General features: G+C 72.0%; 20 protein-coding genes. 16 read left to right on the top strand and 4 right to left on the bottom strand.

Features of this window, described 5'->3' with window-relative positions; translation table 11 throughout:
- Positions 1-33: 33 nt before the first annotated feature.
- The 3 genes from AB0C59_RS16030 to AB0C59_RS16020 all read left to right on the top strand — a co-directional run bounded on the left by AB0C59_RS16030 (position 34) and on the right by AB0C59_RS16020 (position 5,481).
- Positions 34-1,989 carry an IucA/IucC family protein gene (locus tag AB0C59_RS16030; protein WP_363004815.1) on the top strand — a complete coding sequence of 652 codons (1,956 nt, stop codon included), beginning with the start codon at positions 34-36 and terminating at the stop codon, positions 1,987-1,989.
- A 507-nt stretch (positions 1,990-2,496) separates the two neighbouring features.
- Entirely contained in the window at positions 2,497-3,231 is a 735-nt protein-coding gene (locus AB0C59_RS16025) for a GNAT family N-acetyltransferase (protein WP_363004915.1), read from the top strand.
- A 210-nt stretch (positions 3,232-3,441) separates the two neighbouring features.
- The gene (locus tag AB0C59_RS16020; RefSeq protein ID WP_363004813.1) at positions 3,442-5,481 is read left to right on the top strand and encodes an ATP-dependent DNA helicase; all 2,040 of its coding nucleotides are present in this window, start codon (positions 3,442-3,444) and stop codon (positions 5,479-5,481) included.
- Positions 5,482-5,650: 169 nt separating this feature from the next.
- On the opposite strand, the gene lexA is transcribed toward AB0C59_RS16020, so the two are convergent.
- Positions 5,651-6,430, bottom strand: coding sequence for a transcriptional repressor LexA (gene lexA, locus AB0C59_RS16015; RefSeq protein WP_363004811.1), 780 nt, complete (start codon positions 6,428-6,430; stop codon positions 5,651-5,653).
- 555 nt (positions 6,431-6,985) lie between these two features.
- Between lexA and nrdR the strand changes: the two genes are divergently transcribed.
- Both nrdR and AB0C59_RS16005 read left to right on the top strand, forming a co-directional pair.
- Positions 6,986-7,537, top strand: coding sequence for a transcriptional regulator NrdR (nrdR, locus tag AB0C59_RS16010; RefSeq protein WP_363004809.1), 552 nt, complete (start codon positions 6,986-6,988; stop codon positions 7,535-7,537).
- A gap of 150 nt (positions 7,538-7,687) precedes the next feature.
- The gene (locus AB0C59_RS16005; RefSeq protein ID WP_363004807.1) at positions 7,688-10,573 is read left to right on the top strand and encodes a vitamin B12-dependent ribonucleotide reductase; all 2,886 of its coding nucleotides are present in this window, start codon (positions 7,688-7,690) and stop codon (positions 10,571-10,573) included.
- Positions 10,574-10,694: 121 nt separating this feature from the next.
- On the opposite strand, the gene AB0C59_RS16000 is transcribed toward AB0C59_RS16005, so the two are convergent.
- Complete coding sequence (locus tag AB0C59_RS16000) at positions 10,695-11,243, bottom strand: TerD family protein (protein WP_363004805.1); 549 nt, start codon at positions 11,241-11,243, stop codon at positions 10,695-10,697.
- Positions 11,244-11,403: 160 nt separating this feature from the next.
- Here AB0C59_RS16000 and AB0C59_RS15995 point away from each other — a divergent pair, with 160 nt between their 5' ends.
- From AB0C59_RS15995 to AB0C59_RS15975, 5 genes are all read left to right on the top strand, one after another.
- Complete coding sequence (locus AB0C59_RS15995; protein WP_363004803.1) at positions 11,404-12,009, top strand: YdbC family protein; 606 nt, start codon at positions 11,404-11,406, stop codon at positions 12,007-12,009.
- 79 nt (positions 12,010-12,088) lie between these two features.
- The gene (locus AB0C59_RS15990; protein ID WP_363004801.1) at positions 12,089-12,745 is read left to right on the top strand and encodes a histidine phosphatase family protein; all 657 of its coding nucleotides are present in this window, start codon (positions 12,089-12,091) and stop codon (positions 12,743-12,745) included.
- An 86-nt stretch (positions 12,746-12,831) separates the two neighbouring features.
- Entirely contained in the window at positions 12,832-13,737 is a 906-nt protein-coding gene (locus AB0C59_RS15985; protein WP_363004800.1) for an ADP-ribosylglycohydrolase family protein, read from the top strand.
- A 412-nt stretch (positions 13,738-14,149) separates the two neighbouring features.
- Positions 14,150-14,851 (top strand): ribonuclease HII, encoded by a 702-nt coding sequence (locus tag AB0C59_RS15980; protein ID WP_363004799.1) that lies wholly within the window; start codon positions 14,150-14,152, stop codon positions 14,849-14,851.
- Between the two features lie 70 nt (positions 14,852-14,921).
- Positions 14,922-15,530, top strand: coding sequence for a hypothetical protein (locus AB0C59_RS15975; protein WP_363004797.1), 609 nt, complete (start codon positions 14,922-14,924; stop codon positions 15,528-15,530).
- Between the two features lie 73 nt (positions 15,531-15,603).
- Here AB0C59_RS15975 and AB0C59_RS15970 read toward each other — a convergent pair whose 3' ends face one another.
- Complete coding sequence (locus tag AB0C59_RS15970) at positions 15,604-16,239, bottom strand: hypothetical protein (RefSeq protein WP_363004795.1); 636 nt, start codon at positions 16,237-16,239, stop codon at positions 15,604-15,606.
- A gap of 535 nt (positions 16,240-16,774) precedes the next feature.
- On the opposite strand from AB0C59_RS15970, the gene AB0C59_RS15965 reads away from it, so the two are divergent.
- The 3 genes from AB0C59_RS15965 to AB0C59_RS15955 all read left to right on the top strand — a co-directional run bounded on the left by AB0C59_RS15965 (position 16,775) and on the right by AB0C59_RS15955 (position 21,554).
- Entirely contained in the window at positions 16,775-18,934 is a 2,160-nt protein-coding gene (locus AB0C59_RS15965) for a DEAD/DEAH box helicase (RefSeq protein ID WP_363004793.1), read from the top strand.
- Positions 18,935-19,076: 142 nt separating this feature from the next.
- Positions 19,077-20,582 (top strand): DUF4192 domain-containing protein, encoded by a 1,506-nt coding sequence (locus AB0C59_RS15960; RefSeq protein WP_363004791.1) that lies wholly within the window; start codon positions 19,077-19,079, stop codon positions 20,580-20,582.
- 213 nt (positions 20,583-20,795) lie between these two features.
- Positions 20,796-21,554, top strand: coding sequence for an NUDIX domain-containing protein (locus AB0C59_RS15955; protein WP_363004789.1), 759 nt, complete (start codon positions 20,796-20,798; stop codon positions 21,552-21,554).
- A 116-nt stretch (positions 21,555-21,670) separates the two neighbouring features.
- Here the strand turns inward: AB0C59_RS15955 and AB0C59_RS15950 are convergent, their stop codons facing one another.
- Positions 21,671-22,306, bottom strand: a complete 636-nt coding sequence (locus AB0C59_RS15950) for a TetR/AcrR family transcriptional regulator (RefSeq protein WP_363004787.1) — start codon at positions 22,304-22,306, stop codon at positions 21,671-21,673.
- Positions 22,307-22,396: 90 nt separating this feature from the next.
- On the opposite strand from AB0C59_RS15950, the gene AB0C59_RS15945 reads away from it, so the two are divergent.
- From AB0C59_RS15945 to AB0C59_RS15935, 3 genes are all read left to right on the top strand, one after another.
- The gene (locus AB0C59_RS15945; RefSeq protein WP_363004785.1) at positions 22,397-23,854 is read left to right on the top strand and encodes an amidase; all 1,458 of its coding nucleotides are present in this window, start codon (positions 22,397-22,399) and stop codon (positions 23,852-23,854) included.
- Positions 23,855-23,890: 36 nt separating this feature from the next.
- On the top strand, positions 23,891-25,696 hold the full coding sequence (locus tag AB0C59_RS15940; protein WP_363004783.1) for an ATP-binding cassette domain-containing protein: 1,806 nt from the start codon (positions 23,891-23,893) through the stop codon (positions 25,694-25,696).
- Between the two features lie 162 nt (positions 25,697-25,858).
- Positions 25,859-26,746: a FadR/GntR family transcriptional regulator gene (locus AB0C59_RS15935; RefSeq protein ID WP_363004781.1), complete on the top strand. Its 888-nt coding sequence runs from the start codon at positions 25,859-25,861 to the stop codon at positions 26,744-26,746.
- Positions 26,747-26,812 lie beyond the last annotated feature (66 nt).

Here is a 26,812-nt window from a genome sequence, read left to right as displayed (position 1 = left end):
CCGCACAGGCCGGAGACCACCAGAGGACCGACGTTGAACGCCACCCCCACCGCCGACGGCGGCTCCCGCACCAGCGAGCGGGAGACGGACTCCCCGCACGCCACCGCGCCCGCCCCCGCACACGCCGCCGTCCCCAGGCAAGGAGGCGCGTCACCGGAGTTCGAGGGCGTACGCGGCGCCGCCGTCGACCTGTTGGAGCACCCCGACCCCTGCACGGCGGCCCAGGCCGCGACCACAGAGAACCTGCTGCGCTGCTGGACCCGCGAGCACGACCTCCCGGTCCCCGCCGACGGCACCCTGCGCCTGCCGCTCCCCGCCAGCGGCACGACCCTCCTCGTACCCGTCCACTACTGGTCGCCCACCGGCTGGCACCGCTTCGGCCCGCCGCGCCTGGCCGGCGCCCCGGAATCGGCCCCTCCCGTGGACGCGGTGACGGTCGCGGCCCTGTTGGCCCGGGAGCCGGCGGAGAGCGCCCTCGCCTCGCCGGCCACGCGCGGATGGGCCCCGCGTCCCGCACCCGGTTCCGCTCCCGGCCACCTCGCCGACCTGGTGGCCCGCGCCGCCGATTCCGCCCGCCGTACCGCGGCCTTCATCGCGGAGCGCAGGGAGCGACCCGCGGACGAGGACGACCTCTTCCTCTCCGCCGAGCAGGCCCTCGTGCTCGGCCACCCGATGCACCCCACCGCCAAGAGCCGCGAGGGACTCTCCGACACCGAGGCACGCCTCTACTCACCCGAACTGCGCGGCTCCTTCCCGCTCCACTGGATGGCCGTGGCCCCGACGGTGCTCGCGGCCGACTCGGCGTGGACGGAACGCGGCCGGCCCGTGCCCGCCGACCAGTTGACCCGGCGTCTGGCGGGCAGCCACCTTCCGCTGCCCGAGGGCTTCACCGCCCTGCCCGTGCACCCCTGGCAGGCACGTGACATCCGGCACCGCCCCGACGTCGCCGCGCTGCTGGACGCGGGGCTGCTCCGCGACCTCGGCCCGCACGGCGAGCCCTGGCGCCCCACCTCCTCCGTACGCACGGTCCACCGCTCCGGCGCCCCCGCCATGCTGAAACTGTCCCTGGGCGTGCGCATCACCAACTCCCGCCGGGAGAACCTCCGCAAGGAACTGCGCCGCGGAGTCGAGGTCCACCGGCTGCTGCGCGGCGGCCTCAGCAAGCAGTGGCGGTCCGCGCACCCCGGATTCGACATCGTGCGCGACCCGGCCTGGCTCGCCGTCGACGGCGAGAACGGCACCCCCGTCACCGGCCTGGACATGGTGATCCGCCACAACCCGTTCGGGCCGACGGACGACGCGTCCTGCGTCGCCGGGCTCGTCTCACCCCGCCCCCGAGCCCTGCCCGGCGGGCAGGGGCGCACCGTGCTGAGCTCCCGACTCGCCGAGATCGTCACCCGTCTCGCCGGGCGCACCGGCCGCTCGCGCGACGCCGTCGCCACCGAATGGTTCCTGCGCTACCTCGAACAGGTGGTCCGTCCGGTGCTCTGGCTGGACGGCGAGGCCGGAGTCGCCCTGGAGGCACACCAGCAGAACACCGTGGTCCTGCTGGACCCGGCGGGCTGGCCCACGGGCGGCCGCTACCGGGACAATCAGGGCTACTACTTCCGCGAGTCCCGCCGCGCCGAACTCGACGCGCGGCTGCCCGGCATCGGAGAACACAGCGACACGTTCGTCCCCGACGACGTGACCGACGAACGCTTCGCCTACTACCTCGGCATCAACAACGTGTTCGGCCTCATCGGCGCCTTCGGATCGCAGCGCCTCGCCGACGAACGCCTGCTGATCGCCGCGTTCCGCCGCTTCCTCACCGGCGCCGCGACCGAGGCCGGCCGCCCACGCTCGTCCCTTCCCGCCCGGCTCCTCGAATCCCCCGTCCTGCGCTGCAAGGCGAACCTCCTGACCCGGCTGCACGGCATGGACGAACTCGTCGGCCCGGTGGACACCCAGTCCGTCTACATCACCATCACCAACCCCCTTCACTCCTGACGGACGTGCCCCGTCCCGACTCCTGAGAGGAACGCCGCCGTGCCTCCCATCAACGCCCGTGCCGGCACCGGCGCCGCCTCGGCCCCCGCCACGGAGTCCAGCACGGTGTCCGATGCCGATCCCCGGTCGGAGACCGCCGCCTGTCACGGACCACGGGTCGGTTCGGACTGCGAGGACACCCTCGACCTGCGCCTCCCCGAGCTGTTTCTGGCCTTGAGGGCGCAGCAGGAGGAGAGCGGCGGCGTACCGGCGGCCCTCACCGAACGCGACGACCCGACCGCACCTCCCGACGCGTCCGAGCCGAGCAGCTCCCCAGGACCGACCGGCCCTCCCGGACGCGCCACCAGGCCCGAGACGGCCCTACCGACAGGGGAGCAGCCGGATCCGACCGAGGGGCCCGGCGGCGCCGCAGGGCCGCCGCCCGGCCTCCCCACAGCGGCAGGCCCGACAGACGCCCTGCCCCACCCGCCGGAGGCGACCGGCGAGCCGAAACCCGCCCCCGCTCGCATGGCTCCCGCCGAGCCCGCCGAGCCCGCCGAGCCCGCCGAGCCCGCTGTGTCCGCCGAGGCCGGTGGACACGGTGGACCCGCCGTTCTCGCGAAGCCCGTGCAGGCCGCTTCGCGCGCCGGGCGGTCTCGCCCGTCGTGGGACGACGATCTCCTCGATCACGTGGCCGACTGGGCCACCACCTCCACGCCCGCGGGCATCTTCCACCTCCTTCCCGTGGTCCTCGACCGGGATCTCCCGCTGATCTCCCGCTGGATGAACGACCCCGCCGTGGCGGTCTTCTGGGACCTGGCCGGAGACAGCTCCGTGACCGAGTCGCATCTGCGCCCCCAGCTGTCCGGGGACGGCCGGAGCGTCCCCTGCCTGGGGGTTCTCGACGGCACCCCGATGAGCTACTGGGAGATCTACCGCGCGGACCTCGATCCCCTCTCCCGCCACTACCCCGCCCGTCCTCACGACACCGGGATCCATCTCCTCATCGGAGCTGTCGCCGACCGCGGTCGCGGCCTCGGCTCCACCCTGCTGCGTGCCGTGGCCGAGCTCGTCCTCGACCACCGCCCTTCCTGTATGCGCGTCGTCGCCGAACCGGACCTGCGCAACACCCCCTCCGTAGCCGCCTTCCTGACCGCCGGCTTCCGCTTCTCGGCCGAGCTCGACCTGCCCGGGAAACGAGCCGCCCTGATGATCAGGGAGCGGGCCCCACGCCCCCTGCCACCACCTCATCACACTCAGTAACGGCCCGCGGCAGCCCGTGGTTCCCGCCTCCGGAACAGACTTCGCCGCCCCCTTCCGCCTCTTCCCACCCGCCGCCCCACCGAGGAGCCACGTGCCCCACTCGCCCCCGGTCCCGCACGCGCCGCAGCGCCTCGGGCGCCGTACGAGCCCCCGGTGCGCTGTCGGTGTGCGCGCCCGATTGTCGGTGCCGGGCCGTAGGCTGGTCGGGCTATGACGAAGCCCTCACTCCCCGAACTCCTGCACGCAGCCGTCACCGCCGTGGGCGGCACGGAACGCCCCGGTCAGGTGACCATGGCCGAAGCTGTCGCGGAGGCGATCGACGACGGTTCCCATCTGCTGGTCCAGGCCGGCACCGGCACCGGAAAGTCGCTGGGCTACCTCGTGCCGGCGCTGGCCCACGGGGAGCCGGTCGTCGTGGCGACGGCGACCCTGGCGCTGCAGCGCCAGCTCGTGGAGCGCGATCTGCCGCGCACGGTGGAGGCGCTCCACCCGCAGCTTCGCCGCCGCCCCGAGTTCGCGATGCTCAAGGGCCGGTCGAACTACCTGTGTCTGCACCGTCTGCACGAGGGCGTCCCGCAGGACGAGGAGGACGGCCTCTTCGACCAGTTCGAGGCCGCCGCGCCCACCAGCAAGCTCGGCCAGGACCTGCTGCGGTTGCGCGACTGGTCCCAGGAGACGGAGAGCGGCGACCGGGACGATCTCACCCCGGGTGTCTCGGACCGTGCCTGGGCGCAGGTGTCGGTCTCCTCCCGCGAGTGCCTGGGCGCGTCGAAGTGCGCGTACGGGGCCGAGTGCTTCGCCGAGATGGCCCGCGAGCGCGCCAAGCTCGCCGAGGTGATCGTCACCAACCACGCGCTGCTCGCCATCGACGCCATCGAGGGCGCCCCGGTCCTGCCGCAGCACGAGGTGCTGATCGTGGACGAGGCCCATGAACTGGTGTCGAGGGTGACGGGCGTCGCCACCGGCGAACTCACGACGGGCCAGGTCAACCGGGCGGTGCGCCGTGCGGCCAAGCTGGTCGACGAGCGCACCGCCGACCAGCTCCAGACGGCCGCCGAGGGCTTCGAGAGGCTGATGGAGCTGGCTCTGCCCGGGCGGCTGGAGGAGATCCCGGAGGACCTCGGATATGCGCTCATGGCGCTGCGCGACGCCGCGCGCACGGTGATCTCGTCCCTCGGCAGCACCCGCGACAAGTCGGTGCAGGACGAGGACGCCGTCCGCAAGCAGGCGCTGGCGTCCGTGGAGTCGATCCATGACGTGGCCGAGCGGATCACCAACGGATCGGAGTGGGACGTCGTCTGGTACGAGCGTCATGACCGCTTCGGGGCGTCGCTGCGCGTCGCCCCCATGTCCGTGTCCGGTCTTCTGCGGGAGAAGCTCTTCACCGACCGCTCGGTGGTCCTCACCTCCGCCACGCTGAAGCTGGGCGGCGATTTCAACGGGGTCGGGGCATCGCTCGGCCTCGCCCCCGAGGGCACGGCGGGCGACGACCTCCCGCAGTGGAAGGGCGTCGACGTCGGCTCCCCGTTCGACTATCCGAGACAGGGCATCCTGTATGTCGCGAAGCACCTGGCCCGTCCGGCTCGCGACGGGGACCGCGCGGACATGCTGGACGAGCTCACGGAACTGATCCAGGCGGCCGGTGGCCGCACTCTGGGGCTCTTCTCCTCGATGCGGGCCGCTCAGCTCGCCGCGGAGGAACTGCGCACCCGCATCCCCGAGTTCCCGATCCTGCTCCAGGGCGAGGAGACCCTCGGCGAGCTGATCAAGAACTTCGCGGCCGATCCGAAGACCTGCCTCTTCGGCACCCTCTCGCTCTGGCAGGGCGTCGACGTCCCCGGCCCCAGCTGCCAGCTGGTGGTCATGGACAAGATCCCGTTCCCGCGCCCCGACGACCCGCTGATGAGCGCGCGCCAGAAGGCCGTCGAGGACGCCGGCGGCAATGGCTTCATGGCGGTGGCCGCCACACACGCGGCGCTGCTGATGGCCCAGGGCGCCGGCCGTCTCGTACGGGCATCGGGGGACCGGGGCGTGGTCGCCGTGCTGGATCAGCGGCTGGCCACCGCACGCTACGGCGGCTATCTGAAGACCTCGCTGCCCGACTTCTGGTACACGACGGACCGCAACCAGGTCCGCAGGTCGCTGGCGGCGATCGACGCCGCGGCCACGGCGCGGGAAACGGGTCCCCAGGAGCCGAGCGCACCGGAATCCGGTACGGAAGGCGCCGACGCGAAGGAAGCGGGCGCCTGATCTCCGGCCGCCCGGGGGTGTGACCCCGGGCGGATCTCGGCGGCTCCTACGGGGCAACGGGGCAGGGGCGCGGGTGGGCGCGGGCACAGCATGGGCCCCGGAACCGGCGCAGAGGTTCCGGGGCCCGGATCAGGGGCGAGTGTCGCGAAGCCCGCCCGCCGCGACGGGGTCACACCCGCCGCAGCACCGCCACGACCTTGCCGAGGATTGTCGCCTCGTCACCGGGGATGGGCTGATAGGCGGCGTTGTGCGGCAGCAGCCAGACATGGCCGTCCTCGCGCTTGAAGCGCTTCACGGTGGCCTCGCCGTCGAGCATGGCCGCCACGATGTCGCCGTTCTCGGCGACGGGCTGGCGGCGGACCGTGACCCAGTCGCCGTCGCAGATCGCGGCTTCGATCATGGAGTCGCCGACGACCTTGAGGACGAAGAGCTCGCCGTCGCCGACGAGCTGACGAGGCAGCGGGAAGACGTCTTCCACGGACTCCTCGGCGAGGATGGGGCCACCGGCGGCGATACGGCCGACCAGCGGTACGTACGACGCGGCGGGCTTGCCCGCGGTGTCCGTCGGCTGCACGGAGGCCGACTGGTCCGAGCCCCGCACCTCGTACGCGCGCGGTCGGTGCGGGTCGCGGCGCAGGAAGCCCTTGCGTTCGAGCGCCATGAGCTGATGTGCCACCGAGGAGGTGCTGGACAGGCCCACGGCCTGCCCGATCTCGCGCATCGACGGCGGGTAGCCGCGCCGCTGCACGGAGTCCCGGATGACCTCGATCACCCGGCGCTGCCGGTCGGTCAGGCCCGAACTGTCCGCGCGGATGCCTGGAGGTCGGCCGGGGAGGGACCTCTTTGGTTCCTCATGGTTCGTGGCTTCGTTCATGGCATGCACCGGATCGAGTCGGCCCTCGGAGCGGTCCTGGGCAGTGATGGTGGCACTGTCTGCGGTGGTGGTCACGTCGGCCCCTCTCGATGGTCTCCCGTGCAGCACAACGGTAGTTGCTTTCGAAAGGTTGCGCCAAACACACGTTCGAGTGAAAAACGGCGAATTATCTGACGTGATCGCGGGCCCGGGTGTATGGCCGACGTGGACTCCGAGGGGTCGGGAGTCCCTCCTGCGCTACCCTTCACCGCCGGGGGACGCGGGCCCCGTGGGTCACCACGGGTCGCCGCTCAGTCTGCCACCCGTCGCACCGCGAGCCGGGTTCCGGCCCTCTTCCTCCGTGCGCCGTCCACCGTATCCGCGTATCCGTGCACGGTCCGTGCGCGCGCGACCCCGGGACGCGCGCCGATGCGCGCCCTGGCACTTGCCAATCCGCGCCGCCGTTGGCGTGTCGTAGCTGTATGTGCGAGGCAATCGCTATATGTAGTGGTCGGATTTCGACGGCGTCCCACAAGTTGTGGTGCCCCTGGTCTCCGCGCCCCATGCGATCGCCTATGCTTGGGGCTGCTTCGAGGGGCCCATGTGGTCCGGCGAGGCTCATGAGTCGTGCTGAAAAGGAGGGTTGGAGCCATGCACTGCCCCTTCTGCAGGCACCCGGACAGCCGCGTCGTCGACAGTCGTACGACCGACGACGGCACGTCCATTCGCAGGCGCCGCCAGTGCCCCGGCTGCTCCCGTCGTTTCACGACCGTGGAGACGTGCTCGCTCATGGTGGTCAAGCGGTCGGGAGTCACCGAGCCGTTCAGCCGTACCAAGGTCATCAACGGTGTGCGCAAGGCATGCCAGGGGCGACCTGTCACCGAGGACGCGCTCGCCCAGCTCGGCCAGCGGGTCGAGGAGGCGCTGCGCGCCACCGGGGGCGCCGAACTGACCACCCATGACGTGGGCCTGGCCATACTCGGCCCCCTCCAGGAACTCGACCTCGTCGCCTATCTGAGGTTCGCGTCCGTCTACCGGGCGTTCGACTCGTTGGACGACTTCGAGGCCGCCGTCGTGGAACTCAGGAAGCGGGAGCGCGCGTGCCCAGCCGTGGGTGACGAGCCGGACGTGGAGCACCAGGGGAGCGACCGCGGGACCGAGGGGGCGGCCGGCGCCCCCGCGCCCGCCACCGCCGCCGACTGACGGACGGGCCGGGCGGAACCGGCCTCGTCGGCGGCGCACACAGACCCGCCACGCACGCCCTGTACGGCGCGCGTGGCAAGCAGACAGAACACAGTGCTCTGGGAACAAAAGGGCACTTCAGGGCGTTTTTGCCCGATACAGGGAGGCGGCATGACAGAGACGGCGAGCGGTCCGGCACGAGGTTCCCGGGCCAAGGGCGGGAAGGCCACCAAGGGACTGCGTGTCGAGCGCATCCACACGACCCCGGGCGTGCACCCGTACGACGAGGTCGAGTGGGCGCGTCGTGATGTCGTCATGACCAACTGGCGCGACGGCTCGGTCAACTTCGAGCAGCGTGGCGTCGAGTTCCCCGAGTTCTGGTCGGTGAACGCGGTCAACATCGTCACCAGCAAGTACTTCCGCGGTGCCGTCGGCACCCCGCAGCGCGAGACCGGCCTCAAGCAGCTGATCGACCGCATCGTGAAGACGTACCGCAAGGCCGGCGAGGAGCACGCGTACTTCGCCTCCCCCGCCGACGCGGAGATCTTCGAGCACGAGCTGGCGTACGCCCTCCTGCACCAGATCTTCAGCTTCAACAGCCCGGTCTGGTTCAACGTCGGGACCACGCAGCCCCAGCAGGTCTCCGCCTGCTTCATCCTGTCCGTCGACGACTCCATGGAGTCGATCCTCGACTGGTACAAGGAAGAGGGCATGATCTTCAAGGGCGGCTCGGGCGCCGGCCTGAACCTCTCCCGCATCCGCTCCTCCAAGGAGCTGCTCTCCTCCGGCGGCAACGCCTCGGGCCCCGTCTCGTTCATGCGCGGCGCCGACGCCTCGGCGGGAACGATCAAGTCGGGCGGCGCCACCCGCCGCGCCGCCAAGATGGTCATCCTGGACGTCGACCACCCGGACGTCGAGGACTTCATCGAGACCAAGGTCACCGAGGAGGCGAAGATCCGCGCGCTGCGCGACGCGGGCTTCGACATGGACCTCGGCGGAGAGGACATCACCTCCGTCCAGTACCAGAACGCCAACAACTCGGTTCGCGTCAACGACACCTTCATGAAGGCGGTCGAGGGCGGCACGAACTTCGGGCTGCGCGCCCGGATGACCGGTGAGGTCATCGAGGAGGTCGACGCCAAGGCGCTCTTCCGCAAGATGGCCGAGGCCGCTTGGGCCTGCGCCGACCCCGGCATCCAGTACGACGACACGATCAACCACTGGCACACGTGCCCGGAGTCCGGCCGTATCAACGGCTCGAACCCGTGCAGCGAGTACATGCACCTGGACAACACGTCCTGCAACCTCGCCTCGCTGAACCTGATGAAGTTCCTCAAGGACGACGGCAAGGGCAACCAGTCCTTCGACGTCGAGCGCTTCGCCAAGGTCGTCGAGCTGGTCATCTCCGCGATGGACATCTCGATCTGCTTCGCCGACTTCCCGACCCAGAAGATCGGTGAGAACACCCGCGCCTTCCGCCAGCTCGGCATCGGCTACGCGAACCTCGGCGCCCTCCTCATGGCGACCGGCCACGCGTACGACTCGGACGGCGGTCGCGCCCTCGCCGGCGCCATCACCTCCCTGATGACCGGAACGGCGTACAAGCGTTCGGCCGAGCTGGCCGCGGTCGTCGGCCCCTACGACGGCTACGCCCGCAACGAGCAGCCGCACCTGCGCGTCATGAAGCAGCACGCGGACGCCAACACCACGGCCGTGCGCATGGACGACCTGGACACCCCGGTGTGGGCCGCCGCCACGGAGGCCTGGCAGGACGTGCTCCGCCTCGGTGAGAAGAACGGGTTCCGCAACTCCCAGGCGTCCGTGCTCGCGCCGACCGGCACCATCGGTCTCGCGATGTCCTGCGACACCACCGGTGTCGAGCCCGACCTGGCGCTGGTCAAGTTCAAGAAGCTGGTCGGCGGCGGCTCGATGCAGATCGTCAACGGCACCGTGCCGCAGGCGCTGCGCCGCCTCGGCTACCAGGAGGAGCAGATCGAGGCGATCGTCGCCCACATCGCCGAGCACGGCAATGTGATCGACGCGCCGAGCCTCAAGCAGGAGCACTACGAGGTCTTCGACTGCGCCATGGGCGAGCGTGCCATCTCCCCGATGGGCCACGTGCGGATGATGGCCGCGATCCAGCCGTGGATCTCCGGCGCCATCTCCAAGACGGTCAACATGCCGGAGTCGGCGTCCGTCGAGGAGGTCGAGGAGATCTACTTCGAGGCCTGGAAGCTCGGCATCAAGGCGCTCGCCATCTACCGCGACAACTGCAAGGTCGGCCAGCCGCTCTCCGCCAAGAAGAAGGAGCCGGCGCAGGAGAAGGCCGAGGCGCAAGCCGCGGAGCCGCAGGTCGAGAAGGTCGTCGAGTACCGCCCGGTCCGCAAGCGCCTGCCCAAGGGCCGTCCCGGGATCACCACGTCCTTCACGGTCGGTGGCGCCGAGGGCTACATGACCGCCAATTCCTACCCGGACGACGGTCTGGGCGAGGTCTTCCTCAAGATGTCCAAGCAGGGTTCGACTCTCGCTGGCATGATGGACGCCTTCTCCATCGCCGTCTCGGTGGGCCTGCAGTACGGCGTGCCGCTGGAGACCTACGTCTCCAAGTTCACGAACATGCGCTTCGAGCCGGCCGGTATGACGGACGACCCGGATGTGCGGATGGCCCAGTCGATCGTCGACTACATCTTCCGCCGCCTGGCGCTGGACTTCCTGCCCTTCGAGACGCGCTCCGCGCTCGGCATCCACTCCGCGGACGAGCGTCAGCGCCACCTGGAGACCGGCTCGTACGAGGCCTCCGAGGAGGACGTCGACGTGGAGGGCCTGGCCCAGTCGGCGCCGCGCGCCCAGGAGCTGAAGGCGGTCGCCACGCCGAAGCCCGAGGCCGCCTCGGCACCGCCGGCCCCGCAGCAGGCGCACACCAGCGCCGAGCTGGTGGAGATGCAGCTGGGCATCCAGGCGGACGCCCCGCTGTGCTTCTCCTGCGGCACGAAGATGCAGCGGGCGGGCTCCTGCTACATCTGCGAGGGCTGCGGCTCGACCAGCGGTTGCAGCTGAACAGGGCCGAGTCGCTTTTGACGCGGCGATCGCCCTGAGGCGCGAGTTCGCGTAGTGGCTGGTGGCGAGGGGTGTCCGGATCGGTTCCGGGCGCCCCTCGCCGGCGTCTGCCCGGGCGGGCTCAGGAGTCGCGGGGCGCCGAGTCGCGGGACTCGCCCATCGCCCGGACGAAACCGTCCGGGTCCGTGTCGTAGCCATGGACCCCGGGGACGAGCACCCACTCTCCTGAGCCGTCGCGCACGAACTCGGCCAGGGTCGCCGCCGTCGCTCCGAGGACGGTGCCGAACTGGTCCCCGGCGAGGACGGTGTACCCCTCACGCAGACGGAACGCGGGGTTCAGCACGCCCGCGAACGTCCTGCGGCCCGTGCGCTGCTGGATGACGACACCGGCCACCACGCGCGCGTACCGCTCGTCGAGCCGGTCGAGTTCCATCGTCATGACCTCGTCCCAGCCGAAGCCCCTGCCGTCGACGCTGTCGCGGTTGAGGTAGATCGTGCCGTCGGGGGAGCGGCTGTCGAAGTGCACGACGTAGGCCGGATCGCCGTAAGGCGCCGAGGCCGGGTAGGTCGCGGCCACGATGTCGAGATCGGTGGGCGGCTGGCCGGGCGGACTCGGATCCCACTTCACCGCGAGCTCGACCTTGTGGATGCCCTTGTTGAAACCGCTCATCCCGCGTCTCCTCCCCGTCCCCGACTTCTCCACGCGCCCGGTGTGAACTGCCTTACAAAGAGAGCCGGTTGTCCATTGTGCCTCCTGTGCGGCTGCGCTCGCCCGGGTGGACTCGGCCGGAGTAGGACCGCTGCCGCGTACGGGGCCTTACGATGGCGCGGTGCTGGTCAAGTGGATTCGCTGCACCGTGGTGGACCGCCGCGGCTTCGAGCGGGGGCAGCGAAAGTGGGCGGGGCTGCTGGGTGAGCCGGGTTTCCGGGGACAAGGTGGTGGCTGGAGCCGGAGCAGGCCCGGCGTGGTGCATGTCTTCGCGTTCTGGGAGAGCCGCGCCTTCTACGACTCGTTCATGGCGCGATCGCATGACCGGCTGGCCGCCGCGCAGTCGGGCACGTTCAAGGACCAGCAGGTCAGGCTGTTCGATCACCGCTTCGACGTGAAGACCGGCTTCGAGCCGCGCTTCACGGACGCCGACCTGGTGAGGGTCGCGCACCTGAGGGTGCACGAGGAGCGGGCGGAGCATTTCGCGCTGATGCAGGAGAAGGTCTGGAACCCGGCCATGGCGGGCTCACCGGGCATGATCCGCGGGCTCTTCGGTGAGGCGCCGGGACACGAGTTCCTGGTCCTGTCGATGTGGCAGTCGGCCGCCGAGCACGGAAAGTACCGTGAGGAGCGGGTGGAGCGCCTGGCGCTGAGGGCTCAGACGGAGGCGGATGTCGCGGCGCTCACGGGTGACCTCGTCGACCTGGAGTCCGCCTGGACCGTATGAACATGCGCAATTCGGCATGAAAGCCATACGGAGGCCCCTCGATTGCCCGTGCGGGCGTCACCCGATCTAGGGTTTTGGCATGGCACGACCACGGCGCATCGTCCTTGTCCGGCACGGCGAGTCGGTGGGCAATGCCGATGACACCGTGTACGAACGCGAGCCCGACCACTCGCTGCCGCTCACCGAGAAGGGGTGGCGGCAGGCGGAGGAGACGGGCAAGCGACTTCGTGAGGCCTTCGGCAGGGAGCACGTCAGCGTGTACGTGTCCCCCTACCGTCGTACGCACGAGACCCTCCGCGCCTTCCGCCTGGACCCCGACCTCGTGCGGATCCGCGAAGAGCCCCGGTTGCGCGAGCAGGACTGGGGGAACTGGCAGGACCGCGACGACGTCCGGCTCCAGAAGGCGTACCGGGACGCCTACGGGCACTTCTTCTACCGCTTCGCCCAGGGGGAGTCCGGCGCCGACGTCTACGACCGGGTGGGCGGCTTCCTGGAGAGCCTGTACCGCAGCTTCGAGGCGCCGGACCATCCGCCCAACGTGCTGCTGGTGACCCATGGGCTGGCCATGCGTCTGTTCTGCATGCGCTGGTTCCACTGGACCGTCGCGGAGTTCGAATCGCTCTCGAACCCGGGCAACGGCGAGACGCGCACCCTCGTCCTCGGGGACGACGGAAAGTATCGAATCGATCGTCCGTTCGAGCGCTGGCGTGACCCGCAGCCCTACTGGATGGGATGACCAGCTGGATGGGATGACCGGATGATCTCCGAAGGGTCAGGGTGTCCCTGCCGGATCACGGTGCGGGCGGATAAAGTGGCAGGGCGATGATCGCTGACTCCTCATTCGACGGGCGCCTGGAGCGCGCCCTGGCCAGCCTGCGCGGACTGGCGGTGGGGGACGCACTGGGTTCACAGTTCTTCGTCCCCGCGAACCACCCCTTGCTCAGGAACCGCGAGCTGCCACCCGGCACATGGCAGTGGACGGACGACACGGAGATGGCCTGCTCCGTCGTCTCCGTCCTGACCCGGCACCGCCGTGTCGACCAGGACGACCTGGCCCGTTCGTTCGCCGAGCACCACGACTTCGACCGGGGCTACGGGCCCGCCGTGAACCGCCTGCTCAGGCTCGTCCGGGAGGGCGGCGACTGGCGTGAGCTGGCCGCTGCCCTGTTCGACGGGCGCGGATCGTGGGGCAACGGCGCGGCGATGCGCATCGCGCCCCTGGGCGCCTGGTACGCCGACGACCCCGAGCAGGCCACCCATCAGGCGGAGATCTCCGCCTACCCCACCCACCAGCACCGGGAGGCCGTGGTGGGAGCCATGGCCGTCGCCGCGGCGGCCGCCCTGGCCGCCGACCCGGCAGGGCTTCCCACCCCCGCGGCCCTGCTGGACGGTGTCGTCGCGCTCGTCCCGAAGAGCGCCGTCGGAGCGGGGCTGCGCAGGGCGCGGGACATGCTGGACTACTCCGACGCGACGACCGTGGCGGCGGTGCTGGGCTGCGGACGGCGTACGACGGCGCACGACACGGTGCCCTTCGCGCTGTGGTCGGCCGCGCGCGCCCTCGGTGACTACGAGCAGGCGTTCTGGTCGACCGCGCAGGTCGGCGGCGACGTGGACACGAACTGCGCCATCGTGGGCGGGGTGCTCGCCGCCGGGACGGCCGGGTCGCCGCCCGAGGAGTGGCTGCGGCGCACGGAGCCACTGCCGCGGTGGGCGCCGCCGTCGACCTGAGGGCAGCCCCGTGTCCCACAGCGGGCGCGCGACGACCGCCACGGCACCTCGCCGCGTTGCCGGCTCGCCCGCATGCGCCCTGTGCACGTACGATCCCGCGCCGTCGGGGGAGGCGTTGCGGATGCTACGTCGTCAAGTCCCTTGCCCGGTGGCGGTCGTGCGGGCCCTGCCATGGACGACCGGCGCCGAAGGGGCTCACGGGCACCCGTGGCGGCGCCGGACGTCCGATGTCGGTGACGTGACCGTGCTTCCGGACCCCGCCGGCCTCCGCTTCCGCCGAACCTCCACCCCGGAGCGGTCTTCGCTCGGTCCTCGCTCGACGCTGTGCGGGTGCGAATCCGTGCGGCCGCCGGCGAGGTGAGGGGAACCGGGGTGTCGCGAGGAGATCCAGGCGGCGTAGGCTAGGGGCGCCATGCCGTACGAACCACCTACTCACACCGTCGAGCGCTCCCTTCGCGCAACGACCGGAGCGAAGGTCATCGCCGGTGTCGATGAGGTGGGGCGCGGCGCGTGGGCCGGCCCGGTCACCGTCTGCGCGGCGGTCACGGGCCTGCGTCGACCGCCCGAGGGCCTCACCGACTCCAAGCTGCTGACCGCCAAACGGCGTACCGAGTTGGCGCCGCTGCTCAAGGAGTGGGTGACCGCGTACGCGCTCGGGGACGCCTCCCCAGAGGAGATCGACGACCTGGGGATGACCGCGGCCCTCCGGCTCGCGGCGGTCCGCGCCCTTGAGGCGCTGCCCGTACGCCCGGACGCGGTCATCCTCGACGGGAAGCACGACTACCTCGGGGCGCCCTGGAAGGTCCGTACGGTGATCAAGGGCGATCAGTCGTGTGTGGTCGTTGCGGCCGCCTCGGTCATCGCCAAGGTCCATCGTGACAAAATGATGGCCGAACTGGGCGTCGACCATGCAGACTTCGCCTTTGCGGCCAACGCCGGGTATCCCTCTCCCGTGCATCGGGCCGCACTGGAGGACCGGGGCCCCACCCCGTACCACCGTTTGTCGTGGGCGTATCTTGATGCGCTGCCCCAGTGGCGGCATCTCAAGAAGGTCCGCAGCTGGGTGGCCGGAAACGCACCGGAGATCGAAGGCCAGTTGGGCTTCGACTTCTGACCCGCGTTCCGATCCCACCCAACCCCACCCGCCGAGGCTTGTCGCACCGGCGTTTGATAAAAATCAGCTCATGCCTCTCATTCCCGAGGAGCCTCAGATTCACGAGAGTGCCCAGGGTCCCCGCGCCGCCACTGGCGGACGTACCGCGCCGACCCCTCGTCCCGTTCCCGGCCCCCGCCCGGCTGCCCCGGCACGTCCAGGCCGTCCGGGGCCCGCACGGCCGATGCCGGCCCAGCGCACTTCGCGCGAGCCGGCAGCTGCCAAGCCCGAGCCGCCCACCGCGGCGGCCACGGCGCAGATCCAGCTGATTCCGGCTTCCGCCGAGGGCGCGCTGGACGCCGCCGAGGAAGCCGTCGACCTGTTGCTGGAGGCCGGCCGCGCCCCCGGCGACGTGCTGGTGATCACCACCGGCGACCCGCACCCGTGGGCGGCGCACGAACTGTCCTTCGGTGAGGTCGCCTACTGGGGGCAGCACGACGCCGGTGACGACGTGTTCTACGCCGCAGCCGCCGTCGTGTCCCGTGCCGCCGTCCGTCCGGTGGTCGTGGTCGCCGTCAACGGAGGAACCGGTGACTCCGTCGCCGCCGCCCTGCCGTTGGCCCGCGGCCGGGCGGGTGCCCTGCTGATCGTCTGCGGTGACCCCGAGCAGATCAACTCGGTGCTGGGCGCGGGCGTCTGAGCGGTCCGGGACGTCGCGTCGGGTGCCGCATCGGCGGCACCTGTACGGCGCCCCTCCGGCGTGACCGTACAGGTCAGCGGGCGGCGGCCCGGCGCAGCACCTCCGAGCCGGCACCTCCGGTGCGCGGTCGCGGAGGCGGTGCCCCCAGCAGGTCGAACGCCTCGGCAGGCGAGTCCGAGTTCGGGCGGCGTCCGCCGCGGCCCTCGCCGAGGACCTGCCAGCCGTCGCGGGTCAGCGTGATGTACGCGCCGCAGCGCAGGCCGTGCAACGTACACGCGTCGCGCAGACCCCACATCCACGCTCCGTCCTCCTCCGTCCAACCCGCCTCGCCCTCCCGGCAGTAGAGCAGTACCGCGGTGCGCGCCGGAGTGCGGCGCCGCAGGTCGTGCGGGATGACGCGACGCAACTGGTCGAGCAGCGCGTTACGGAACATCCAGCCGTCCGCCGGGGCGGGTCTGCGGATGAACGAGGCGCTTGCCCGCAGGCGTTCGTCCGGATCGAGGACGGCCACCACGGCGGTGGCCGGCCGAGGCCGGTGCCGGGCGTGCAGCCCGCTCACCACTTCCCGGGGGTCGCGCAGCAGCGGAATGCCCGCGGCCGCCCACTCCGCCGGTTCGAGCATCCGCACCAGAGGGTTGGCGGAAGCGGCGGACGACCCGCCTGGACCCGACGGGGATGCCGCCGGTGACGAAGCGAATCCGAAGGTCACGATCCTCCCTTCGGCTGCGCGCCCACATGGGGGGCGGGGTCGGACTGGCGGGGTCGGACTGGGGAAGCGCACACCACGGCGGAGCCCTGACGGACTGTCGACGAGCCGTGCGGGGAGTGGACTTCAATTCTCGCCGTCGAACTGGAATGCGGCAACGAGCAATTGAGGCGCCCGACCGGTTTCAGGTGATCTGTGGCCTATATCCCCTCCCTCGCCCCCGCGCCCCGCGTACCCCCGGCCCTCCCGCCGCGTTCCCCGGGAGCGGGGAGGGCACGCGGACGCGGCCAGGACCAGGGTGAACGTCTCACCGTGCGACGTCGCGCACCCCCGTCGCGGCACCCCGCCCCGACGGGCCGGCGCGCCCTGCCGACCCGGCCTCGATGCCTCAGGCCGTCGGTCTCGACCCGTTCCCGGGCCGTTCCCGGTCCGCTCCCGGTCCGCTCTTGGGCCGTCCCCGGTCCGTCGACGTGCTGTGACCACGCTATCACTCGCGGTGAAGTGGCCGATTGTCAGTGCCGTCGGGTTGCATGGGGGCATGGACGATCTGGAGCTCCGCGCCGAAGCCGATGCCATCCTCGCCGAGCTCGTCGGCGGGCCGGGGGGTTCGGCCCGGCTGCGGGAGGACCAGTGGCAGGCGGTGGCCGCCCTGGTCCAGGAGCGCCGGCGTGCCCTTGTGGTGCAGCGCACCGGCTGGGGCAAGTCGGCGGTGTACTTCGTGGCGACCGCCCTGCTGCGCCGGCGCGGCTGCGGACCGACGGTGATCGTCTCGCCGCTGCTGGCGCTGATGCGCAACCAGGTCGAGTCGGCGGCACGCGCCGGGATCAGGGCGCGCACGATCAACTCGGCCAACCCCGAGGAGTGGGACGCCATCCACGAGGAGGTGGAGCGCGGCGAGACCGACGTCCTCCTGGTGAGCCCGGAGCGCCTCAACTCCGTCGACTTCCGGGACCAGACGCTGCCCAAACTCGCGGCCACGACCGGTCTGCTCGTGGTCGACGAGGCGCACTGCATCTCCGACTGGGGCCATGACTTCCGCCCCGACTACCGCCGGCTGCGGGCGATGCTCGCCGAGCTCGCTCCCGGTGTGCCGGTGCTGGCCACGACCGCGACCGCGAACGCGCGGGTCACCGCCGACGTGGCCGAGCAGTTGGGGACGGGCGCGGGCGAGGCGTTGGTGCTGCGGGGCCCCCTGGAGCGGGAGAGCCTGAGGTTGGGCGTGGTGCGACTGCCGGACGCCGCCCACCGTCTGGGCTGGCTCGCCGAGCACCTGGACGAGTTGCCCGGCTCGGGGATCATCTACGCCCTCACCGTCGCCGCGGCCGAGGAGGCCACCGCCTATCTGAGGCAGCGCGGCTTCCCGGTGGCGTCGTACACGGGACGCACCGAGAACGCGGACCGTCTGCAGGCCGAGGCGGACCTCCTGGGCAACCGGGTCAAGGCGCTGGTCGCGACGTCGGCGTTGGGCATGGGCTTCGACAAGCCGGACCTGGGCTTCGTGGTGCACCTGGGCTCACCGTCCTCCCCGATCGCCTACTACCAGCAGGTGGGCCGCGCGGGCCGCGGTGTGGCCCACGCCGAGGTGCTGCTGCTGCCGGGCAAGGAGGACGCGGCCATCTGGCGTTACTTCGCCGACACGGCCTTTCCGCCCGAGGCGCAGGTGCGCCAGACCCTCGCCGCCCTGGCCGAGGCGGGGCGTCCGCTGTCCGTGCCGGCCCTGGAGGCCGTCGTCGACCTGCGGCGCACCCGGCTGGAGACCATGCTCAAGGTCCTCGACGTGGACGGGGCGGTCAAGCGGGTGAAGGGCGGCTGGATCACCACCGGCGAGGAATGGGTCTACGACGCGGAGCGCTACGCGTGGGTCGCGCGGCAGCGGGCGGCCGAACAGCAGGCCATGCGCGACTACGTGAGCACGGATCAGTGCCGGATGGAGTTCCTGCGGCGGCAGCTGGACGACGAGGGGGCGGCGCCCTGCGGCCGCTGCGACAACTGTGCGGGGGCGTGGGCCGATTCCTCCGTCTCGGCCGAGACCCTGACCGCGGCGGTGAAGGAACTGGACCGCCCCGGGGTGGAGGTGGAGCCCCGCCGGATGTGGCCGACCGGGATGCCCGCACTGGGCATCGAGCTCAAGGGGCGCATCCCGGCGGCGGAGCAGTGCGCCACCGGGCGCGCCCTGGGCCGGCTCTCGGACATCGGCTGGGGCAACCGGCTGCGCCCGCTCCTGGCCGAGAACGCGCCGGACGGGCCGGTCCCCGACGACGTCCTGCGGGCGGCGGTGGACGTGCTCGCCGACTGGGCGCGCTCCCCGGGCGGCTGGGCGGCGAACGGCCCGGACGCCGTCGCCAGACCGGTGGGAGTCGTCTGCGTGCCCTCCCTGGCCAGGCCGGAACTGGTGGCCTCCCTGGCCCGGGGAATCGCGACCGTCGGCCGCATTCCCCATCTGGGCTCCCTGGCGTACACCGCGCCGGACACCGGGCACGCGCCGCGCCGCAGCAACTCCGCCCAACGCCTCAGGGCGCTGTCCGGGGCCTTCACCGTCCCTCAGGACCTGGCGGACGCCCTGAGCCGGACTCCGGGGCCCCTTCTGCTGGTGGACGACTACACCGACTCGGGCTGGACCCTTGCCGTCGCCGCCCGCCTGCTCCGCCGGGCAGGCGGCGGACAGGTCCTGCCCTTGGTGCTCGCCGCATCGGGGTGAGCGGTCGTCCCCAGGCCTGTCGACCCCAGGTCGGTCGTCCTCGGGTCGGTCGTCCGTAGGTCGGTTGTCTCGCAGCGGTTGTCCACAAGGTGGTTGTCCACAGGCCCGAACGGGCCGTGGCGATTCGCGAGATGGTGTCCGCATGACGAATCACGACGAATCAGCGGGTTCTTCCGGTATCGGCGACATGGGCGGTTCCGCGCGTGAGGGCGGCCGGCCCTTCACCGACCTGGGGCACGAGGGCGCGCCGGTCCCGTGCGGCGAGGCCCAGGTCACGCTGCGCACCCCGGCCGAGCTGGCTGACGCCCTGCCCTATCTGCTCGGGTACCGCCCCGAGGACAGCATCGTGCTGGCGGCGCTGCGGGACCGCGAGAGGCAGGGGAGGTTCGGAGCGCGCGCCCGCACCGGCATCCCCGTTCAGCAGGGCGACTGGCCGGCCGTGGCCCAGCAGCTCGCGCACGGCCTGGTCGCCGGCAGCGAGCGCAGAGGGGCCAAGCCGGAAAGGATGGTCGCCTACCTGGTCCAGGAGCCGGCCGCCTCGGAGACGGGGCGTGACGTGATGGAGCGCCTCCGGCCGCTGGCCCAGGCGCTGCGCACGGCCTGCGGCAGCCTCGACGTCCCCGTGGTCGAGGCCCTGTGCCTCTCGGAGGGCCGCTTCTGGTCGTACTGCTGCCCGGACCCGAGCTGCTGCCCGCCCGAGGGGCGTGCGATGGGCCTGCCCGGTACCTCCGTGCTGGCGGCCGCCGCGACGTACGCGGGCCTCCAAGTGCGCGGGACCCTCAAGGAGTTCCGGATCAGACTCAGTCCCTGGGAGACGTCCGCCGCCTTCGAGCAGGAGGTCGCGCTGGACGCCGCGAATCTGACGCTCACGCCGCGGATCCTGAGCGGTGAGGGTCGTGAGGCCGTCGCGCAGGAGACGCTCGATCTGGCCGAGCGGGTGATGGCGCGGCTCGCCGACGCGCCGCCCGTGTCCGGTGCCCGGTCGGTCGACCTCCGTGACGACGGCCTGATCGGCCACGACGAGGCCGCCGCCATCATCCTGGGCCTGCAGGACCGTACGACGCGCGATCGTGCCGCGGAGTGGATGGAGGGCGCGGAAGCGGCTCCGGCGCTGCGGCTGTGGCGTGCCCTGGCCCGCCGTTGCGTCCGGTCCTACAGTGAGCACGCCGCCGCGCCGCTGACGCTCGCCGGGTGGGTCGCCTGGTCGACCGGCGACGAGGTCGAGGCCCGTGAGGCCCTCGCCATGGCTCTGGGCGCCGACTCGGACTACCTCTTCGCCCGGCTGCTGCACCAGGCGTGCAACGAGGGTCTGGATCCAGAGTCCGTCCGCCGCTGCCTGCGGTCGGCACGCACGGAGCGGGGGGAGGAGGGGCGGGAGACGGGCCGTTCCGCTCTGCGGCCCGACGCCCCCGCGACGTCGCGGGGGCGTCGGGCCGCCTCCCGACGGCGCCGCAGGGCGCGCCCGCCCCGGCACGGTGGGCAGGCGGGCCGACGTCCCCCCGCTGTGGACGTCACCCGGCCCCGGCATCCCGGCGATGGCGGCCCGACCGGGGGCGACGCGCCCTCGCGTGCGGGAAGGGGTGCCGCCTCGCACGGGTTCACGATCCGCCGAGGTCCGGACGGGGAGGGCGGCGAGGGCACCGCGTGATCGTTTCCCGGGCGCGTGATCGTTCCGGGTCGGGGGCCGGCCGAGCCGCCGGCGCCGTCCGACCGGCTTCGGGACCCTCGCGTCCGGTGCGTCCGGCAGGGCGCCCTGCGAGCATGGGGGAGCGGTCGGACCTGGTTCCGGAGGAAGCGGACCGGACCCGAAGCGACAACCGAAGGGAGTGTTTATCGTCAGGAAGACGACTATGATCGCGGCATGCCCTACGACCCGTCAGCGTTCCCGCCCTTCGCCGTCACCGTGGACCTGGTCGTGCTGACCGTGCGCCGCCACGCACTCTGCGCTCTGGCGGTGCGCAGGGGCGAGTCCCCGTTCCAGGGGCGCTGGGCGCTGCCGGGCGGCTTCGTGCGGGCGGACGAGGACCTGGCGCAGGCGGCGGCACGGGAGCTGGCCGAGGAGACCGGCCTGTGCGCACACGACCCGTCCGCGCCCGCGCAGGGCAACGGCGCCCATCTGGAACAGCTTGCGACGTACGGCGACCCGCAGCGCGATCCACGGATGAGGGTCGTGAGTGTCGCCCATCTCGCGCTCGCTCCCGACCTGCCCGCGCCCCGCGCCGGCGGCGACGCCAACAGCGCGCGCTGGGCGCCGGTGGAGGAACTGCTGCAGCAGGGGGGCTACGGCAGGGACGGGGAGCAGGCGGCGCCGCTCGCCTTCGACCATGCGCAGATCCTGGCCGACGGCGTCGAGCGCGCGCGCTCCAAGATCGAGTACTCGTCGCTCGCCACCGCCTTCTGCCCACCCGAGTTCACCGTCGGTGAGCTGCGCCGGGTCTACGAGGCGGTATGGGGCGTGGTCCTCGACCCGAGGAACTTCCACCGCAAGGTGACCGGCACACCCGGCTTCCTCGTCCCCGCGGGCGGCACGACGACCCGGCAGGGAGGGCGTCCCGCGCAGTTGTTCCGTGCCGGTGGCGCGACTCTGCTCAATCCGCCGATGCTGCGTCCGGAGATCTGACAGCTGATCGGTAGGGCTGTCGTCGACCAGCGGCGAACCAGCTGACAAGTGACCCGCCAGCGGTCTCCCGTGCATCGCGTGGCCGCACTCGTCGCAGGCCAGTGGCGCCCACAGTGTCAGACGGCCTCGCGGGGGCGGGTGGCGCGGAGGCGTTCCCAGAGGCCGACCAGGTGTGTGTGCAGGACTTCCTCGGCTTCCTCTGCGGTCATGTGGCCTATGAGCACGTGGCTGGTGAGGCCGTCGGCGAGGGCCAGCAGGGTGCGGGCCTCGACCTGCGGGTCGGGCGGTGCGGTGCCTTCGTCGGCCGGGCTCGTCCCGGTGGCCTCCGCGATGAGGCGGGCGACGAGGTTCTGGAGGGCCGCGTAGCTGTTCCTCAGCGGGCGGGCGAGTGGCTCGTCGACCGCGGCCCGGGCGACGAAGGCGAGCCAGATCCGTGCTTCGGCGCGGTGTTCTTCGCGAAGCAGGGCGATCTCGTCGACCGCGTGGCCCAGGGCGGTGGCGGCCGACTGGGCCGGGCCGGCGGCCAGGCGTGCCCTCACGCGTTCGGTGATGCGTTCGCCGACGTGGTCGACGGCGAACAGGAGCATCTCCTCCTTGCTGCGGAAGCAGCGTTGGACAGCGCCCAGAGAGACCTGTGCGCGGGCGGCGACGTCGCGCATGCTCACTCCCTCCGGTCCGTGCTCGTCGGAAAGGAGAAAGACGGCCTCGGCGATCCGGCGGCGTCGGTTTTCGTAGTCCACCTGTTTGGGCATGCGCGGTCGGCCTCCTTATTTCGATACGATCGTATCGCTTCCGGGCTATGGTTCGTGCACGAACACGTCGGCACAGGAACGGGGAGCACGATGATCAGGCAGGACGCCCTGTGGGCAATGACGGCTGCGGCCCAGGCGGAGGCGGTCCGAGGCGGCGAGATATCGGCGCTCGAACTGGTCGACAGCCACCTGGAACGCATCGCCGAGGTCAACCCGCAGGTCAACGCGGTCACGCAACTGATGGCCGAGCGAGCCCGTGAGGCCGCGGGCCAGGCGGACCGGCGGCGGGCGGCGGGCGACGTGCTCGGACCGTTGGCCGGCGTGCCGTTCACGGTGAAGGAGTCCACCGCCGTCGAAGGGGTGCCGACCACGCTCGGAACGCCACGTTTCCGCGACCTGGTGGCGTCGGCGGACGCGCCTCCGGTGGCCCGGCTTCGCGCGGCCGGGGCCATACCGATCGGGCACAGCAACATGCCCACCCTGATCCTGGCCGGGATGCACACCCGCAGCGAGTTGTTCGGCGACACCGTCAACCCGTGGGACCGGAGCCGGACTCCGGGTGGCAGCAGTGGAGGCGACGGAGTGGCCGTCGCCACCGGCATGGCCGCGCTCGGTCTCGGCAACGATTCCGGTGGATCCGTACGGATCCCTGCCTCGTTCTGCGGTGTGGCGGGGCTGAAGCCGACCGCCGGGCGGTTCCCCGCCGACCACCGCGTCCTCGGCCCGGACGACCCCGGACCGGCCTCGCAGATGCTGGTCACCGACGGCCCCCTCGCCCGCACCGTCGCCGACCTGCGACTGGCGTACGAGGCGCTGGCCGGGACCGACCCGCGGGACCCGCGGGCCGTACCGGCACCCCTGTACGGCGAGCCGCTGCCGGGGCCGGTCAAGGTCGCGGTTGTCGCCGATCCCGGAGGTCGCGGCGTCCACCCCGCGGTCCGCGGGGCCGTCGCGGCGGCAGCGGACGCCTTGCGCGACGCCGGGTACGACGTGCGGGAGGTGACGGACGTTCCGCGGATGGCCGAGGCGCTCGAGGCGTACGGCCGGATCACCGTGACCGAGTTCGCGCCGACCTGGCCGGTGGTGCGCACACTGCTCGGCGAAGGCGGAGACCGCTACATCGAGATGGCCATGAAGAAGACTCCGCCCGCGAGCGCCGCGGAGCTCACGAAGCTGATGGGGACCTGGTTCGGCATCCGCCGCTCCTGGGCGGAGTTCCTCGACGAGTACCCGCTGCTGCTCGGACCGGTGTTCACCGAGCCGCCCGTCGAGCCGGGCCTGGAGTCACGCGACGAAGCGGGACGGGAACGGGTCGCCGAGGGCATGCGCCTGTGCACGGTGACCAGCTTTGTGGGCGTTCCCGCGGTCGCCGTACCCACCGGAGTCGGCGACGGGCTGCCGACCGGCGTGCAGGTCATCGGGCGCGCGTTCCGGGAGGACCTGTGCTTGGCCGCCGCGCAGGAGATCGAGGACCGCCTCGGCGTGCTCACGCCGGTCGACCCTCGCCCGGAAGCTCCGACTGCCGGGTGGCGGGACACGTCGAGGTAACCGAAAAAGCGGACATTCCGCGATATCTTGTTGTAAATGATTCAGGCGATCGGACTGACCGGTACCCCCCGCAAGGAGCTGCCGCCCGCCGTCGACGACGTGTCCTTCGAGGCGCGGCCGGGCCAGGTGACCGCGCTCCTCGGAGCCCCCGGTGCGGGCAAGACGGTGGCGCTCAGACTCATGCTCGAACTCCAACCGGGTCGCGGCATCACCTACTTCCGAGGCCTTCCGCTGCACCGGGCCGCCCACCCCTGCCGGGAGGTGGGCGTCCTCCTCGGCGATGTCCCCGGCCATCCCGCTCGCACGGTCCGCGGACAACTGCGCATGCTCTGCTGCGCCGCCGGTGTGCCCGTGCGCCGCGCCGACGAAGTCCTCGACGCGGTCGGCCTCGTCGGTCTGCGCAACGAGCGGCTGAGCACACTCTCGCGTGGCATGGACCGCCGTCTCGGCCTCGCCTGCGCATTGATCGCCGACCCCCACGCGCTCGTGCTCGACGACCCCGCGGACGGCCTCTCCGCCCAGGAGGGGCGCTGGCTGCACGACCGGCTGCGTGCGCACGCGCGCGCGGGGGGCACCGTCCTGTTCGCCACCCGCGATCCCAAGGAGGCGGCGCGCACCGCGGATCGCGTCGTGACGCTGGACCGGGGCCGGCTGGTCGCCGCCCAGGAGGCCGTCGAGTTCGCCCGCACCCGCCTGCGGCCACGCGTCGCCGTGCGCAGCCCTCACGCCGCCCGTCTGGGCGCCCTGCTCGCCAAGGAGGCCAGAGCGGCGCAGCGCTCCGTAGAGGTCGTCCACGAGGAGGGCAATCGGCTGTCGGTGTACGGAAGTACATGCGCCGAGGTCGGAGAGGTCGCTTTCCGGAGCACGATCCTGATCCACCAACTCGCCGATGAGATCGCGGACATGGGCCCAGGGGTGGGTGACACCGTCGCCTGTGCCCCGTCCCCGCCTTCGTCCGCCTCCACCGCCACCCCTGTGTCTGCTCCTGCCCCTCGTTCCCCTGCCCTGACCGGCGGAGCGCCGCCGTCGGGCGACGTGCCCGCGCCGGCCCCGCCCGTGACGGTCCGCGTCGCCCCGAGCCCCCTGCGCCCGCTCCGCTACGAGCTGCGCCGCGCCACCGGAGTGGCCACGATCTACCTCGTCGCGGCCGTCGTGCTCGTCGCCTCCGTCCTGGTGTCCGTACTGGCCGCTCGTGTCGGGCACACCCCGCAGCGCCGGCTGATCGCGGCCTGGCCGGGGGACCTCCCGCTGCCGCCCGCCGCGCTCGGCTCGGGGCTGCTCGGCGCCCTCGCGTTCGGCGACGAGTTCCGCCACCCCGCTCTGGCGGCGCAGCGCGGGAACGTCCCCCGACGTCTGGGGCTGCTCACCGCGAAGCTCCTGGTCGCGGGAGCCGCCGCGCTGGCCCTGGCCGTCCTCACGGCCTGCCTCGACTTCGGGGCTCTGCGCCTGCTCTACGGGCGCGAGGTCGCCCCGGTTCCCGCCGACTGGGCCCTGTCCGGCGTGAGTTGGTGCGGACTGGTCGTCGGGTGCGCCTGGGCCGGCGTGCTGGCGGCGGGCGTGTTCCGATCCGTGACGGCCGGGCTGGCGGTGGTGCTCGCGGTTCCGGTCGCCGTCGTGCCCCTCGTGCAGAAGGCGGTCGCCGGGCCGCCGGTGCGTGCCGTCACGGGCCTCACGGCACGGCTCCACGACCTCCTGCCGCTGCCGTGGCCCCTCGGCGGCTCCCGGTATCTGTCCGCCGCGGCGCGCATGATCACCCAACCCGTGGGTGGATCACTGGCCTTGTCCCTGGCCGTCCTGCTCTGCGCGTATCTGCTCATGACGCTTCGCGGCGGGGTCCGCTGACGACGTTCCGTGCTCATCCGCTACCCCTGTGCGCACAACTCCCCGAAAGGCGCCCATTTCTTTCCGATAAGGCGTCAATTGCGACGGGGTGAGCGATCACCCTTTCGTGTGCTTTTCACCAAAGACCTCAAGGCAGTTGGAGAGGACGCCGACAAAGGACACGTGAGTACCCTTGCGCACGCCATGATGACCGCCGCCCGCTCCGCCGACTCCGGCCTCGCCGGACCGGGCGAACTCGACCGCTACCCCTACCCCGACGCGCCTGCCGCCGACCGCGTCGGACCTCCCCCCTGGGAGACCGCGGACCAGGAACTGGGCCGTGTCGGCCGGCGCGCCGCCGGCAGCCGTGGACGCGGGCTGCACGGCCAACTCGTCCAGCAGCTGGGACAGATGATCGTCTCCGGTGATCTGGGCGCCGACCGCCCCCTGGTCCCCGAGGAGATCGGCCAGCGCTTCGAGGTGTCCCGCACCGTCGTCCGCGAGTCGCTGCGTGTCCTGGAGGCCAAGGGCCTCGTCAGCGCCCGCCCGAACGTCGGCACGCGGGTGCGCCCGGTCAGCGACTGGAACCTCCTCGACCCGGACATCATCGAGTGGCGGGCGTTCGGGCCGCAGCGCGACGACCAGCGCCGGGAGCTCAACGAGCTGCGCTGGACCATCGAGCCGCTCGCCGCCCGCCTCGCCGCCGGCCACGGCCGTGAGGACGTCCAGCAGCGGCTCGGCGACATGGTCGAGATCATGGGCCACGCCATGGGCCAGGGAGACACCCTGACCTTCGCGCGCGCCGACGCGGAGTTCCACTCGCTGCTCATCCAGGTTGCGAGCAACCGCATGCTGGAGCACCTCTCGGGGATCGTCTCCTCGGCGCTCCAGGTCTCCGGCGGACCGGTCACCGGCTGCGACCGCCCGAGCGACGCCTCCCTGACCCAGCATGCCCGGATCGCCGACGCGCTCGCGTCGGGTGACGGCGCGGCCGCCGAAGCGGCCATGCGTCAACTGCTGACCGTGCACCCCGAGGTGGAGCGCGTCGTACCGGCGCCCCGCGAGCACTGACCGCTCGCCGCGCGGGGTGTGACCAGGTGCGGGTGCCCCGGCCGTCCGGCATCCGCCGGCGGCCAG

The sequence above is a fragment of the Streptomyces sp. NPDC048664 genome (assembly GCF_040650555.1).
Lineage (GTDB): Bacteria > Actinomycetota > Actinomycetes > Streptomycetales > Streptomycetaceae > Streptomyces.
Note: the sequence above shows the minus strand (reverse complement) of the source record. Positions and strands in the feature narration are given on the sequence as shown.

What these genes read in the sequence shown, in the direction of transcription:
- AB0C59_RS16025 (WP_363004915.1), top strand. Translation starts at nt 2,497, where the DNA reads ATGGCTCCCGCCGAGCCCGCCGAGCCCGCCGAGCCCGCCGAGCCCGCT.
- AB0C59_RS15950 (WP_363004787.1), bottom strand. Translation starts at nt 22,306, where the DNA reads ATGCCCAAACAGGTGGACTACGAAAACCGACGCCGCCGGATCGCCGAG.
- AB0C59_RS15940 (WP_363004783.1), top strand. Translation starts at nt 23,891, where the DNA reads ATGATTCAGGCGATCGGACTGACCGGTACCCCCCGCAAGGAGCTGCCG.
- AB0C59_RS16005 (WP_363004807.1), top strand. Translation starts at nt 7,688, where the DNA reads ATGACAGAGACGGCGAGCGGTCCGGCACGAGGTTCCCGGGCCAAGGGC.
- AB0C59_RS15975 (WP_363004797.1), top strand. Translation starts at nt 14,922, where the DNA reads ATGCCTCTCATTCCCGAGGAGCCTCAGATTCACGAGAGTGCCCAGGGT.
- nrdR (WP_363004809.1), top strand. Translation starts at nt 6,986, where the DNA reads ATGCACTGCCCCTTCTGCAGGCACCCGGACAGCCGCGTCGTCGACAGT.
- AB0C59_RS15960 (WP_363004791.1), top strand. Translation starts at nt 19,077, where the DNA reads ATGACGAATCACGACGAATCAGCGGGTTCTTCCGGTATCGGCGACATG.
- AB0C59_RS16000 (WP_363004805.1), bottom strand. Translation starts at nt 11,243, where the DNA reads ATGAGCGGTTTCAACAAGGGCATCCACAAGGTCGAGCTCGCGGTGAAG.
- AB0C59_RS15965 (WP_363004793.1), top strand. Translation starts at nt 16,775, where the DNA reads ATGGACGATCTGGAGCTCCGCGCCGAAGCCGATGCCATCCTCGCCGAG.
- AB0C59_RS15980 (WP_363004799.1), top strand. Translation starts at nt 14,150, where the DNA reads ATGCCGTACGAACCACCTACTCACACCGTCGAGCGCTCCCTTCGCGCA.
- AB0C59_RS15985 (WP_363004800.1), top strand. Translation starts at nt 12,832, where the DNA reads ATGATCGCTGACTCCTCATTCGACGGGCGCCTGGAGCGCGCCCTGGCC.
- AB0C59_RS15955 (WP_363004789.1), top strand. Translation starts at nt 20,796, where the DNA reads ATGCCCTACGACCCGTCAGCGTTCCCGCCCTTCGCCGTCACCGTGGAC.
- AB0C59_RS15990 (WP_363004801.1), top strand. Translation starts at nt 12,089, where the DNA reads ATGGCACGACCACGGCGCATCGTCCTTGTCCGGCACGGCGAGTCGGTG.
- AB0C59_RS15945 (WP_363004785.1), top strand. Translation starts at nt 22,397, where the DNA reads ATGATCAGGCAGGACGCCCTGTGGGCAATGACGGCTGCGGCCCAGGCG.
- AB0C59_RS16020 (WP_363004813.1), top strand. Translation starts at nt 3,442, where the DNA reads ATGACGAAGCCCTCACTCCCCGAACTCCTGCACGCAGCCGTCACCGCC.